We start from the raw sequence: 13,641 nt of genomic DNA, 5'->3' as shown, positions 1-13,641 counted from the left end.
TTAAGAGGCTTTTCAACATTAGAAAAGCCTCTTTCCACATAGAAAGAGGCTTGAAGTCATCTTCGCACCTCTTATCTGCCAGAAGGAAATCCTTCTGTTGGAATTAGCACCGTGCCTTATGGGAAAAATCCCGGCGCATTCATTAGCGCCCCGTTTCACAACGGTATTACGGTCGGTTGCTGGGCTTCATCGGGCCAAATCCCTCTGCCTACTCTTGATAAGAGAAAATTAAGTCATAATCAAATATTCAATTAACGCTATTTTACAAACATAAAAATCATTTTGTCAATAATAATAAAAAATTTTAATAGAATTCTGGTAATCTGTCAGCAAAAACAGGGATTGTGTTTCGGACCTTTGAAACGGTTTCTAAATCAATTTCTCCCGTAATGAGCTGTTCATTTTCCGTTCCTTCCGCAATAATCTCTCCCCATGGATCGATAATAAGCGAATGTCCAAAAAAATGGTTGTTTGGGTCACGGCCAACTCGGTTGCATGCAATAACATAACATTGATTTTCAATAGCTCTAGCAGTTAATAAGGTTTTCCAGTGATGCAACCTAGGATTTGGCCATTCGGCAGAAACAAAGATAGCTTTTGCTCCATTTAATGCGAGCTTACGTATCCATTCAGGAAAACGAATATCATAGCAAATAACAGTGCCGAATGTTTCATTCTCCAACTGGAATAAGCCGTCTCTTTTTCCTCCTTGAAGATATAGATGCTCATCCATTAATTTAAATAAATGCAGCTTATCGTATTCTTTAACCAATTGTCCTTCACGATCTACAATTAACATCGTATTGAAGATTCCATCTGCTGTTTTTTTCGCCACTGATCCTCCAACCAGGTGTATTTGAAATTCCTTTGCAGCATTTTGCAGAAAACGCACAGATTCCTTTGCATTTTCATCCCCAATTTCGAATAATCGAGTTAGATCGTATCCAGTAGTCCATAACTCTGGTAGAATAGCAATATCACAATTTGCCTTTGCAGCTTTTTGAATCCACTTTCTAGCTTCTGCATAATTTTTATCCGGATTACCATACTTAATATCCATTTGAATACAGGCGATTTTCCACTTCATCCATACCACTCCTCAAAAAATTCCTTTACATCGTATTGTTTTCGTTATAACATTTGTAATTAGATTTTGAAAGTAATATTTAAAAACAGGCGAATATTCCTTACAATTTGAAGTTACATAACACTTTATAAATATAATTAAAAAGGGTGATTTTATGAAAACGTTTCCTAAATCCGATATTCTGAAACACTTACCGAAGCAATTTTTTGCATCCCTAGTTTCAAAGGTGGAGCAGGTGAAAACGCAAGGGCATGATGTGATAAATCTTGGACAAGGAAATCCGGATCAGCCTACACCTGAGCATATTGTCAAACGATTGCAGGAGGCAGCTTCCAATCCTATTAATCATAAATATTCCCCTTTTAGAGGATATAGTTATTTAAAAGAAGCGGTTGCAGCGTTTTATAAACGTGAATACGGGGTAACACTTGACTCGGAAACAGAGGTGGCAGTTTTGTTTGGCGGAAAAGCTGGCCTTGTGGAAATTTCCCAATGCTTGCTAAATCCCGGTGATACGGTACTTGTGCCAGATCCGGGATATCCGGACTATATGTCAGGAGTAGCGTTGGCCCAAGCAGTGACGCATAATATGCCTTTACTTGCAGAGAATCATTTCTTGCCAAAATATGATTCTATTCCACAGAAAATCGCAGATTCGGCAAAACTGATGTTCTTAAACTATCCAAATAACCCGACAGGTGCGTGTGCAGATGTGTCTTTCTTCGATGAAACGGTTCAATTTGCGGAAAAGCACAATATTTGTGTAGTACACGACTTTGCTTATGGTGCAATTGGCTTTGATAATAAAAAGCCAGTGAGTTTTCTGCAAGCAGAAGGTGCAAAAAATACTGGAATTGAAATTTATACATTATCTAAAACATATAATATGGCAGGGTGGCGTGTAGGATTTGCTGTTGGAAATGCAAGTGTGATTGAAGCGATAAATTTGATACAGGATCATTTGTATGTTAGTTTATTTGGAGCTGTACAAGAAGCAGCAGCGGCAGCGCTTTTGGAATCACAAGAATGCGTCCATGAATTAACGGCAATGTATGAGGAGAGAAGAAATGCTTTTATCAAAAGCTTACAAGATATTGGATGGGACGTTCAAGCACCAAAAGGATCTTTTTTTGCATGGTTAAAGGTACCAGACGGGTATTCTTCCATTGAATTTTCGGATTTGTTGTTAGAGCGTGCCTATGTTGCAGTAGCACCAGGGATTGGCTTTGGGGAATACGGGGAAGGCTACGTAAGAGTAGGTCTATTAACGTCTGAATCCAGACTGACAGAAGCAGCCAATCGTATAAAGAAATTAAATATTTTTTGATTGACAACCTGAAAAAATGGTGGCATAATTCATAATAATTTGAAGTAAAGATTAAATTGAAAACGCAAAAAAGTATATAAAATCGAATTAAAAATAAAATGATTCTTATCAAGAGCAGGTGGAGGGACGAGCCCTTTGAAGCCCGGCAACCGATCTAATTTGTTTAGACACGGTGCTAATTCTTGCAGCTATAAGGCTGAGAGATAAGAAGAAGTTTTTCCATAAAACCTCTTCTTATGAAGAGGTTTTTGTATTTTTTAATGTGGAGGGCAAATAACTTGAGTGAGGTAATTGCAACATATTCCATATACGGAAAACCGAAAACATTTGATAAAAAGGCAGAAGATATTGCCTTAGGATTAACCATCGGCTCTTGGACAAATTTGCCGATTATTGAACAAGATCAGTTAAAGAAGCATAAGGGAAGAGTTATCTCCGTGGAAGAGATTAAAACTGATTCTGAAGAAAATGCCAAGGCAACGATCAAAATTGCATATCCATCCGCTAATTTTACACCAGATTTACCAGCTATATTGACTACGGTTTTTGGAAAACTCTCTTTAGACGGAAAAGTAAGATTAGTAGATTTAGAGCTAGAAGGGGATATTACTAAATATTTTAAGGGTCCGCGCTTTGGTATTCATGGTATACGTGAAAAACTGAATATATTTGACCGCCCCCTCCTTATGAGTATTTTTAAAGGCGTAATCGGCAGGGACATCCCTTTTCTAGAAAAACAGCTCCGTAATCAAGCGCTCGGTGGTGTTGACTTAGTCAAAGACGATGAGATTTTATTTGATTTAGAATCAGCACCCTTTGAAAAGCGAATTGAAATGGGGAGAAGGGTTTTGGATGATGTCTTTCAGGAAACAGGGAATCGAACCTTGTATGCTGTTAATTTAACTGGAAGAACATTGGAACTCCGAGATAAAGCTAGAAAAGCCAGAGAATTAGGTGCTGATCTTTTATTATTTAATGTTTTCACCTATGGCTTAGATGCTCTGCAACAATTGCGGGAGGACGATGAGATTGGTTTGCCGTTAATGGCACATCCAGCTTACAGTGGTGCAATAACACAATCAAAAGAATATGGTGTTTCCCATTCGTTGTTATTAGGGAAATTACTGCGATTAGCAGGTGCGGATTTTTCGCTGTTTCCATCTCCGTATGGAAGTGTAGCTTTGGAAAAAAACGCTGCATTGTCGATAGGGAAAGCATTAACGGAAGAAAGCTTTGTAAAAACGACTTTCCCAGTTCCATCCGCAGGGATTCATCCAGGATTGGTGCCGCTTCTTTACCAGGATTTTGGACTAGATAGTGTTATTAATGCCGGTGGAGGAATTCACGGACATCCTGAAGGTGCCATTGGCGGCGGAAAAGCGTTTAGGCAAGCTATCCAGGCAGTTTTACAGAATCAATCTCTCGAGGATGCAGCCTCCCAATTTTCTGAATTAAGGACAGCACTTGAATTATGGGGGGCGGCGAAGTGAAGCAACCGATAATTTTTTGTGATTTTGATGGGACGATTACAAATTCTGATAATATTATTTCGATTATGAAGCATTTTGCACCAGATGGTTGGGAGCAAATAAAGAATCAAGTACTTTCTCAAGCTGTTACGATTGAAGAGGGAGTAGGCAAAATGTTTTCCTTATTGCCGTCTGGTTATAAAGACGAAATTGTTCAATATGTAAAGCAAAATGCAACGATTCGCGATGGTTTTCAAGATTTTGTTCAATTTACAAAGTCAAAGAATATCCCTTTTTATATTGTAAGTGGAGGTATCGACTTCTTTGTTTATCCAATGCTTGAGTCATTCGGACCATTTCAAGCTGTTTTTTGCAACCATGGAGATTTCAGCAGTGAGAACATACAAATTAAGTGGCCGAACCCATGTGATGATCATTGTTCCAACGGATGTGGGTGCTGTAAAACATCTATTATTCGCAAGCTTACGAATGAGAGCCATTTTAAAATTGTAATAGGTGATTCTATAACGGATTTAGAAGCTGCTAAGGTTGCTGACCTGATAATAGCACGAGATTTTCTGGCTGATAAATGCAAAGAATTAGGTCTTCCCTATTATCCGTTCCAAACCTTCAATGATTGTATAGGTATTTTAGAAAAAGAATTGGAGGTGAGGGTATGACTATTTTAGAGGAAAGATGGAATGAACTAGCTGATATAAAGGATGAATTAGCGGTCAGAGATTGGTTCATGGGGACAAGTGGAAATCTGGCTATAAAGGTTCACGATGAACCGGTCCACTTTCTTGTAACCGCAAGCGGAAAGGATAAAAGAAAAAGAACCAGTGAAGATTTCTTGTTGGTAAATCAATATGGGAAACCTGTACATGATACATCATTAAAACCTTCTGCCGAAACACTGCTTCATTGTGAAATTTATCAAAAAACGAATGCTGGGTGCAGTTTACATGTACATACAGTAGCCAATAATGTCATTTCTGAATGGTATTCATCTGAGAAAGAGGTGGTGTTTAAGGGGCTAGAGTTAATAAAAGCATTTGATTTATGGGGAGAAAATGCCACTTTAAAAATTCCCATTATTCCAAATCATGCTCATATTCCTACATTAGCAAGTGAGTTTTCTCATTATCTTCAAGAAGATAAAGGGGCCGTTTTGATTCAAAATCATGGTATTACTGTATGGGGTAAAAATGGCTTTGAAGCGAAAAAACTATTGGAAGCTGCAGAATTTTTATTTCAATATCAACTTACCATTTTACAATTAGAAAATGTTAAATTAGGAGGAATAACATTATGACAACGATTAAGATTCAAGGTACAAACAGAGTGATTGATAATCAAGAGGAAGTAGTTGAATTCTTGCAAGATCAAGGGGTTATTTATGAAAGCTGGGATATTGCAAAGCTACCTGAACATCTTCAAGAAAAATATGTTTTATCCGAGGAAGAAAAGCAAGAAATATTGGATGTATTTAAAGACGAAATCGCGGACATTTCTGCAAGAAGAGGCTACCAGGCACATGATATTATTTCTTTGGCAGAACATACACCAAATTTAGAACAATTATTGCAAAACTTTCAACAAGAGCACCATCATACAGATGATGAGGTCCGATTTATTGTAAGCGGTCATGGTGTCTTTATTATTCAAGGTTCTGATGAGGACTTCTTTGAGGTTCATTTAAATCCTGGCGATCTTATTTCCGTACCAGAAAATGTTCGCCATTACTTTACATTATCCGAAGACCGCAAAGTGGTTGCAGTAAGAATATTTGTTACAGAAGCAGGATGGGTTCCAATTTACGAGAAAGATGAAGTAGAAGCATAAACCAAATGCGCTAGCGATAGGCGCTATTGAAATTGAAGTGCAAATTTCACCTGTAGCTAGACGTAGGACATTTTTTAAAAGCTTATCCATAGTAAATTTTTTATAATCAATGACCAGGAAGAAACTTTTCTCCTGGTCTTTTTCATTCTTCCCGATCATTGTTTTTCTTCCATTCAAGATATTTTAGCAGGTCCTTATCGATTTGTGAAAAGATCAGAGCAATAACGGCTGCATCATCAATATAACCAAATCCAAAAAGAAAATCCGGAATAATATCAATAGGGGAGATAAAATATAAAAGCCCGACTATTATCATACTAATCGTTTTGTAAGGAATATCTCGATATTCCCCGGTAACCCATGATTTTAACAGTTGAATAAGTAATGATAATTTTCTCCAAACACTCCCTAATGTCAGCTTATTATTTAAAGCTTTTCGTTCCGTACGTGAGAGAAGAATGTCAGTCCCCTTTTTATCATGAAGGTATTTTTTTGCTTCCTTATAAAAAAGCTTATATGCTATTTTTCCTAAAAGTTTTTTAATAAACATCTTATCACTCCCAATAATAGTATTTGCTGATACAGAAGAAAAATGTCGAACCAAGCTATTTTTGTCGAAAATACGCGGGAAATATGTAGAATAACAAAACTTTTTTAGAACCTTTGTCTAATATTGCGAATCTATTTACTTTTTCGTCAATACCTGCGATAATTCTCAAGTGAATTAAATAATTCGTTATTTGAATAATATTGTGGTTGAAGGAGATAGTAATGGTGTATAGTGATACAGTATCAGAAGATAGTTTTTTAAATCAAATTCAAAAAAAACGGGAAGAAATGATTGACCTTGGTAAATGTTATGGCTTAACAGATAAAAAGACAGTTGCCTGCAGTCAGCAATTGGACGAGCTTCTTAATGAGTATCATTACCTCTTCCAGGAAGGAAATGATCAAGATCAGGCAAGTATTGTGAAAGAAATGTCTTTTATTTTGTATTGTCAAACAGGGAAATCCATTTCACGTGATCAATTAAAAAGAGTGTATTAACAAGAACATAATGATGGGTCTGCTTAACAACTTACAAGAGAGTCTTCAAATGGTAATGAAATCATAAAGAAATGAACAATCATATTATACTTCAATACCACCATCAACCATTTCCTCATACATTAGAAAAGGTTATCCTTTATTTTTGGGTTAACCTTTTTTTATATTAATTTAAGAAATTACAAGATTAACTTAAGATTAAAATAAATTGACAAATATTTCTATATTCCTTATAATATCAATAATTTTATGTAGTAGGAATCAAATGCGGCAAACGCCTTGAACATCGTCGTACGTACTATTGAAATTTTCAGTGCTAATTTCACCTGAAGATTTAGGAAACAGGGAGGTAATTCAGAAACCAGTGAAATTGGCACTTGAAAATTTTCCTGATGCCCTTTCCGAATGGGAGACTAGGAGAGTATGTTAGTCGGGTTAAACGGAGACAACTTGGTTAGGCAGTTATTCGCAGAGTTAAAATGTAAATATTCCTATACGAACGAAAAGGAAATGATAATATGGAACATGATGAACAACAAGCACTAAAATTATTTATTGTTTTATCTAGAGCGTTTCGTGCCATAAATGAATATTCGAATCAATTTATTCAGAAATGCGGACTTCACCCAACAGAATTTGCTGTTTTAGAATTGTTATATCATAAAGGCGAACAGCCATTGCAGCAAATTGGCGGAAAAATTCTTCTTGCAAGTGGAAGTATTACATATGTAGTGGATAAACTAGAGAAGCGGGAGTTGCTTATTCGCGTTACATGTCCAGAAGATCGTCGTGTAACATATGCTCATATAACCGAAAAAGGGAAAGAATTAATTGCATCCATTTTTCCCGAGCATCGAAGTCGAATTCAAAAGTCGATGTCTGTGTTGAATTCGGATGAAAAGGAAATGGCAATCGAGTTATTGAAGAAAATTGGATATAATACAAGGAACTTAATCTAGGCAGGCATCTCATTTTGAGGTGCTTTTTTATGTTTAAATGAACTCGATGATGTGCAAAGTTTTTTTTATGAAATAAAGGACTTTCGCACGAGAACAGCGAATATTATGGGAGTATTCTATTATCAAGGGGTGTTAATACATATGAAATTCGAAGATTATAAATATGAAAGACCAAACATGGATGAAGTAGAGGCTGCTTTTCAATCGGAAATTGAAAAGTTTGAAAATGCAGAAAGTGCCTCAGAGCAAAGCGAAGCGATGAATCGGATTAATCAAATTCGCAACCAGCTTGGCACGATGTTTAACCTTTGCTCCATTCGTCACACTGTAGATACAAACGATGAATTCTACAAAGCAGAAAATGACTATATGGATGAAATTGCTCCTATAGTAGAGGGGTTTGTTTCGAAGTATTACCAAGCACTGGTTTCCTCTAAATTCCGTTCTGAGTTGGAAGAAAAATGGGGAACTCAGTTGTTTGCTTTAGCAGAAGCACAGTTAAAAACTTTTTCTCCTGAAATCATTCCACTTTTGCAAAAGGAAAATAAGCTTTCCTCTGAATATACGAAACTTGTAGCATCAGCAAAAATCATGTTTGAAGGAGAAGAAAGGACGCTTGCGCAATTGCAGCCATTTACGGAATCAAAAGACCGTGAAATGCGTAAAAATGCAAATGAAGCAAGATTCGGATTCTTTGCAGAGCATGAGGAAGAGTTTGATTCGATTTACGATCAATTAGTGAAAGTAAGAGATGAAATCGCAAGAACTTTAGGATATAAAAATTTCGTTGAACTTGGATATTATCGTATGGCCCGTACGGATTATAACGCAGAAATGGTTGCAAAATTCCGCGATCAAGTGAAGGATTATATTGTACCGCTTACAACGAAGCTTAGAAAACGCCAGCAAGAACGAATTGGTGTCGACTCCTTAAAGTTTTATGATGAAGGTTTTGAATATACCTCCGGAAATGCTACACCAAAAGGATCACCAGAATGGATTATTGAAAATGGCAAGAAAATGTATGCAGAGCTATCTTCTGAAACAGATGAATTCTTTACATTTATGAATGAAAAGAATTTGATGGACCTAGTAGCGAAAAAAGGAAAAGCTGGCGGCGGCTATTGTACGTACATTGAAAATTATCAATCGCCATTTATTTTCTCAAACTTTAACGGAACATCTGGAGACATCGACGTATTAACACATGAGGCTGGTCATGCATTCCAAGTTTATTCAAGCCGTCACTATGAGATTCCTGAATACAATTGGCCAACGTATGAAGCATGTGAAATTCATTCCATGAGTATGGAGTTTTTTACATGGCCATGGATGGAGCTATTCTTTAAAGAAGATACAGAGAAGTATAAATTCTCGCATTTGAGTGGGGCACTTCAATTCTTGCCATATGGTGTTGCAGTAGATGAATTCCAGCATTTTGTCTATGAAAATCCAAATGCTACCCCTGCTGAAAGAAAACAAGCGTGGAAAGAAATTGAAGAAAAATATTTGCCGCATCGTGATTATGATGACAATGATTATTTAAACCGCGGAGGCTTCTGGCAAAGACAAGGCCATATTTATAATTCGCCATTCTACTATATTGACTATACTTTGGCACAAATTTGTGCATTCCAGTTCTGGAAAAAGTCACAAGAAAACCATGAGGAAGCATGGAAAGATTATCTTCATTTATGTAAACAAGGTGGAAGCAAATCATTCACTGGCCTTGTTGCAGAAGCAAATCTTATTTCACCTTTTGAAGACGGCTGTGTAGAATCAGTGGTTGACACTATTCAAAGCTGGCTTGATCAAGTGGATGATAAAAAACTATAATAATAATAATACCACCCGTGAGGAACGGGTGGTATTATTTTGAAGGGTACTAGTGTAAATTACCCAAATAGGGCAGTTCGGTGTTAGTTTCGGTCCATTTGAAGAGAAAGTCGTACCGTTCACTTCTAATTTCGAGCGCTTTGGGCAAAATTTCGTGCCGTTTACCTCTGAGACTCCTTTTACTTTATAAAAAAAATAATGGGTTCTAACCACTAACAGTATGGTTAGAACCCATTTGTGCATTCTGAACTTAGTGTTTATTTAGCTACAACAGTAATTTTTTCTTCGTTCATCGTAGCGATTAATGATTTTTGATCAGGATGCTCAAGAATAAAATCAGTAATGCTATCTTCAAGCTGTTCTTGAATAACTCTTCGTAAAGGTCTTGCACCAAATGCAGGATGATAACCCATTTCCGCAAGTTTTTCTTTCACTTCTTCTGTAACTTCAAGAGATAATTGTTGTTCCTTTAATGTTACTTGAAGCTCAGCAAGCATGATATCTACAATTTTTAATAAATGTTCGTTTTCTAATGCTTTAAATTCAATTATACTATCGAAACGGTTAAGGAATTCGGGTTTAAAGAAGCTTCCTAATGAATCTAAAATACTAGCTTCTTTCATTGCTTCGTTGTTGCCAAATCCAACGTGAATAGGTTTTACACCAATGCCTGCATTACTTGTCATAATGATTACAGTATCTTTAAAGCTTACAGTACGTCCCTGACTATCTGTTAACCGTCCATCTTCAAGGATTTGCAAGAACATATGCTGTACATCAGGGTGTGCTTTTTCAATCTCATCTAATAGGATGATACTGTATGGGTTATGACGTACTTTTTCTGTCAATTGACCAGCTTCCTCATGTCCTACATATCCAGGAGGTGAACCGATTAATTTAGAAACACTGTGTTTTTCCATATACTCACTCATATCGAGTCGGATCATGGCATCCTTCGTGCCAAATAATTCTTCTGCAAGTGTTTTCGTTAGTTCAGTTTTACCAACCCCAGTAGGGCCGACGAATAAGAAGGAACCAATTGGACGATTTTTAGATTTAAGTCCAGCACGGCTGCGGCGAATTGCTTTAGCAACCTTGCGAACGGCTTCTTCTTGGCCAATTACTTTACCAGCTAAATGTTGTTCAAGATTTTTCATTTTTTCTTGTTCATTAGCTTGAAGCTTACCAACTGGAATACCTGTTTTCTTCTCAATGATTTCTTGGATATGAGAAGCTTCCACTATTGGTTTTACACTTTCCATATTAGATGCAAGTTGTTTTTCTAATTTTGCTTCCTCGTCACGTAATTTTGCAGCTTCTTCATATTTCTCGTTTTCAAGTGCAACTTGTTTTTCTTGATGAATTTCTTTTAAACGTGCATGAATATCTTCTTTGTTCATTACATCAATGGTTAAGTTTAATTTTGAACCAGCTTCATCCATTAAGTCAATTGCTTTGTCAGGTAAATGACGGTCTTGAATATAACGATGTGATAACTCGACACAAGCCATGATAGCCTCATCTGTAAATGAAACCCCATGGTACTGTTCATATTTTGCTTTTAAGCCATTTAAAATTTGAACAGTTTCATCTAATGTAGGCTCATTTACTTGAACTGGCTGAAATCGTCTCTCTAATGCTGCATCTTTTTCAATTTGTCGGTATTCTTTTAAAGTAGTTGCTCCGATAACTTGAAGTTCACCGCGTGCGAGTGCTGGTTTTAAGATATTACCTGCATCCATTGATCCTTCCGCAGAACCGGCGCCAACAAGTAAATGAATCTCATCAATAAATAATAAGATATTTTTTCTTCTTTGGAGCTCAGCAATAAGCTGTTTCATTCTTTGTTCAAATTGACCGCGGATTCCTGTATTAGCTACTAATGAAGCCACATCTAATAAATATACCTCTTTATTTTTTAATTTTGAAGGGACATCATTTTCCGCAATTTTTAATGCAAGCCCTTCAGCAATCGCTGTTTTACCTACACCAGGCTCCCCAATTAATACAGGATTGTTTTTATTTCGGCGATTTAAAATCTCAACCACACGCTTAATTTCTTTATCACGGCCAATGACTGGATCAATTAGTCCGGCCTTCGCCATATTTGTTAAATTACGGCCAAATTGGTCTAAGAAACCGCCGCCGCCATTTTGGGCTTCGGTTTTCACAGTTGCATTCATTTGATTCTCGGGGACGGCAAATCCTTTAAATAAATCATCAATAGAACCGAATCCGTTAAAACCACCAAATCCATTCATCATAGGCGCACCTCCTAATGGATTACCAATTTTCGATTTTTCTTGTTGATAACAAGTTGAACATAAATACATATCTTGTTGTTTTCCATTAATATTTACATGTAATTGAATATTTGATTCGTTTTGATTACATTTTTGACATAACATTCAAATCATTCCTCCTTAAAGAAAGAAAAACAATAAATTTGACATTGACTAACTTTGACTAATTAATTATAAGAAAAAGGTTTAATAGATCAAACCCTTCAAAAAAATATTTATGAATTTGATTAACAAGGAGTTATTTGACCAACTTTGACCTTGTGAAATCAGTATACATCAACCAAAACGATTTGTAAACCATTTTTGACTATTTTTGACTAATAAAATTTTCCATATACAAAATACGATTATTATTTCTTTTTCATTAATTGCTTGTCTTATTTTAGACAACTTGTACATATCTTTTAATAGTGTCGTTTATTTGAAAGGAGATGCAATGTGACTAAGTGGGTTGGTGCTTTGCAAGTTGCGGCTGTCTATGTTGGAACAGTGATCGGAGCAGGATTTGCAACTGGTAAAGAAATTGTTGAGTTTTTTACTAAATACGGTTTTGTTGGGTTTTTCGCCATATTAGCAGCGGGGTATTTGTTTATCCTTTTAGGATCAAAATTAATGGTGAAAGCAATTGATCTAAAAGCTAATTCATACGAAGAATTAAATGAATATTTGTTTGGACCAATATTAGCTAAATTCATGAACATTTTTATGATGATCATGTTGTTAGGTGTTTGTGCAGTGATGTTATCTGGAGCAGGTGCTGTTTTTCAGCAGGAATTAGCCTTAGAAAAATGGGTAGGAGTTTTTTTTACTATTGGTCTTACAATTCTAGTGATGGCCGTTGGTTCAAAAGGGATATTTGCAGTGAATACCTTCGTTGTCCCCATTATGCTTTTATTTAATTTTATTGTAATGACAAAATCAATTACTCATTGGCAATTTGTTCAATATTTTATGAATATACCAGAGGATCTTCATTTATGGAAGGCGGTTGTTTCCCCTTTTTCCTATGCCGCTTTTAATTTGTCGTTAGCGCAAGCTGTTCTTGTTCCGATTGCAGCAGAAGTAAATGATAAAAAAACCGTAAAATTAGGGGGAATCATCGGGGGAATCCTTTTAACGTTGATTTTAGTTTCTAGTCACTTTACCCTCATTACATTACCTAATGTGCAGTTTTATGAAATTCCAATGGCTGCAATTGTTAAGAGTTCCTTTATCGGCATCTATTTTATATATGTACTAATTATTTTCGGAGAGATTTTTACTTCATTAATTGGAAATATTTATGGGTTGGAAAAACAATTTAGTAAATATATTTCCATTCATCGTGGATGGATATTTACATTTATTTTAATCATTATTTATAGTCTTAGTTATTTTCATTATGGTACACTACTATCCTATTTATATCCTTTATTTGGCTATTTCAGCTTGCTTTTTGTTTTTCTTCTTTGGTTTAAGCCTTATAATAAGCTCCGTAAATAAAAAGAACCTAAGAAATGATTAATCATTTCCTAGGTTCTTTTATTTACTTATGAGATGTTGCAATAATTTTATAGTTTTTATGATTTACAACCGTTTTTTCTTCGAGGTCAAGATCACGATAGTTTTCCATATACGTTAAATCAACTATAACAGAATTTTCATTTACCTTTTCAACAATCCCTTGTAATCCATCCCTGAATTCAATAAGATTGCCCACATCGGCTTTTTTCAATGCCATCTCCCCTTATCACTAAAAGGTAATTTTATAATATTCAATCTACTTAGT

13 protein-coding genes and 2 riboswitches are annotated in these 13,641 nt (G+C 35.9%); of the genes, 9 read left to right on the top strand and 4 right to left on the bottom strand.

Annotation, left to right across the window (positions count from 1 at the left end; all coding sequences use genetic code 11):
- Positions 1-68: 68 nt before the first annotated feature.
- Positions 69-224: riboswitch (SAM riboswitch) on the bottom strand.
- Positions 225-304: 80 nt separating this feature from the next.
- Positions 305-1,087, bottom strand: a complete 783-nt coding sequence (locus tag AN964_RS15900) for a carbon-nitrogen family hydrolase (RefSeq protein WP_055740628.1) — start codon at positions 1,085-1,087, stop codon at positions 305-307.
- Between the two features lie 154 nt (positions 1,088-1,241).
- Between AN964_RS15900 and AN964_RS15895 the strand changes: the two genes are divergently transcribed.
- From AN964_RS15895 to AN964_RS15875, 5 genes are all read left to right on the top strand, one after another.
- Complete coding sequence (locus tag AN964_RS15895) at positions 1,242-2,414, top strand: pyridoxal phosphate-dependent aminotransferase (RefSeq protein ID WP_055740627.1); 1,173 nt, start codon at positions 1,242-1,244, stop codon at positions 2,412-2,414.
- Between the two features lie 102 nt (positions 2,415-2,516).
- A riboswitch (SAM riboswitch) is annotated at positions 2,517-2,624 on the top strand.
- 68 nt (positions 2,625-2,692) lie between these two features.
- Positions 2,693-3,904, top strand: coding sequence for a 2,3-diketo-5-methylthiopentyl-1-phosphate enolase (locus AN964_RS15890; protein WP_055740626.1), 1,212 nt, complete (start codon positions 2,693-2,695; stop codon positions 3,902-3,904).
- Positions 3,901-4,563 (top strand): 2-hydroxy-3-keto-5-methylthiopentenyl-1-phosphate phosphatase, encoded by a 663-nt coding sequence (locus tag AN964_RS15885; protein ID WP_055740625.1) that lies wholly within the window; start codon positions 3,901-3,903, stop codon positions 4,561-4,563. The genes AN964_RS15890 and AN964_RS15885 overlap by 4 nt, the downstream gene beginning before the upstream one ends.
- Positions 4,560-5,198, top strand: coding sequence for a methylthioribulose 1-phosphate dehydratase (locus tag AN964_RS15880; protein WP_055740624.1), 639 nt, complete (start codon positions 4,560-4,562; stop codon positions 5,196-5,198). Before AN964_RS15885 ends, AN964_RS15880 begins: the two co-directional genes overlap by 4 nt.
- Positions 5,195-5,728 carry a cupin domain-containing protein gene (locus AN964_RS15875; RefSeq protein WP_055740623.1) on the top strand — a complete coding sequence of 178 codons (534 nt, stop codon included), beginning with the start codon at positions 5,195-5,197 and terminating at the stop codon, positions 5,726-5,728. Before AN964_RS15880 ends, AN964_RS15875 begins: the two co-directional genes overlap by 4 nt.
- Positions 5,729-5,870: 142 nt before the next feature.
- Here the strand turns inward: AN964_RS15875 and AN964_RS15870 are convergent, their stop codons facing one another.
- On the bottom strand, positions 5,871-6,278 hold the full coding sequence (locus AN964_RS15870) for a YkvA family protein (RefSeq protein WP_055740622.1): 408 nt from the start codon (positions 6,276-6,278) through the stop codon (positions 5,871-5,873).
- A 221-nt stretch (positions 6,279-6,499) separates the two neighbouring features.
- On the opposite strand from AN964_RS15870, the gene AN964_RS15865 reads away from it, so the two are divergent.
- The 3 genes from AN964_RS15865 to AN964_RS15855 all read left to right on the top strand — a co-directional run bounded on the left by AN964_RS15865 (position 6,500) and on the right by AN964_RS15855 (position 9,570).
- Complete coding sequence (locus tag AN964_RS15865; RefSeq protein WP_055740621.1) at positions 6,500-6,775, top strand: aspartyl-phosphate phosphatase Spo0E family protein; 276 nt, start codon at positions 6,500-6,502, stop codon at positions 6,773-6,775.
- A gap of 518 nt (positions 6,776-7,293) precedes the next feature.
- Entirely contained in the window at positions 7,294-7,734 is a 441-nt protein-coding gene (locus AN964_RS15860; protein WP_055740620.1) for a MarR family winged helix-turn-helix transcriptional regulator, read from the top strand.
- 141 nt (positions 7,735-7,875) lie between these two features.
- Positions 7,876-9,570, top strand: coding sequence for a M3 family oligoendopeptidase (locus AN964_RS15855; RefSeq protein WP_055740619.1), 1,695 nt, complete (start codon positions 7,876-7,878; stop codon positions 9,568-9,570).
- Positions 9,571-9,827: 257 nt separating this feature from the next.
- Here AN964_RS15855 and AN964_RS15850 read toward each other — a convergent pair whose 3' ends face one another.
- Positions 9,828-11,978 (bottom strand): ATP-dependent Clp protease ATP-binding subunit, encoded by a 2,151-nt coding sequence (locus tag AN964_RS15850; protein ID WP_055740618.1) that lies wholly within the window; start codon positions 11,976-11,978, stop codon positions 9,828-9,830.
- A 333-nt stretch (positions 11,979-12,311) separates the two neighbouring features.
- Here AN964_RS15850 and AN964_RS15845 point away from each other — a divergent pair, with 333 nt between their 5' ends.
- Entirely contained in the window at positions 12,312-13,355 is a 1,044-nt protein-coding gene (locus AN964_RS15845; protein ID WP_055740617.1) for a YkvI family membrane protein, read from the top strand.
- A 43-nt stretch (positions 13,356-13,398) separates the two neighbouring features.
- Here AN964_RS15845 and AN964_RS15840 read toward each other — a convergent pair whose 3' ends face one another.
- A complete protein-coding gene (locus tag AN964_RS15840) occupies positions 13,399-13,587 on the bottom strand; it encodes a YkvS family protein (RefSeq protein ID WP_055740616.1) in 189 nt (62 codons plus the stop codon).
- Between the last annotated feature and the right edge of the window lie 54 nt (positions 13,588-13,641).

The organism is Heyndrickxia shackletonii, assembly GCF_001420715.1.
In the GTDB taxonomy this organism is placed as follows: domain Bacteria; phylum Bacillota; class Bacilli; order Bacillales; family Bacillaceae_C; genus Margalitia; species Margalitia shackletonii.
The sequence above is the reverse complement of the archived record's forward strand: the minus strand, read 5'-3'. Positions and strand labels throughout refer to the sequence as shown.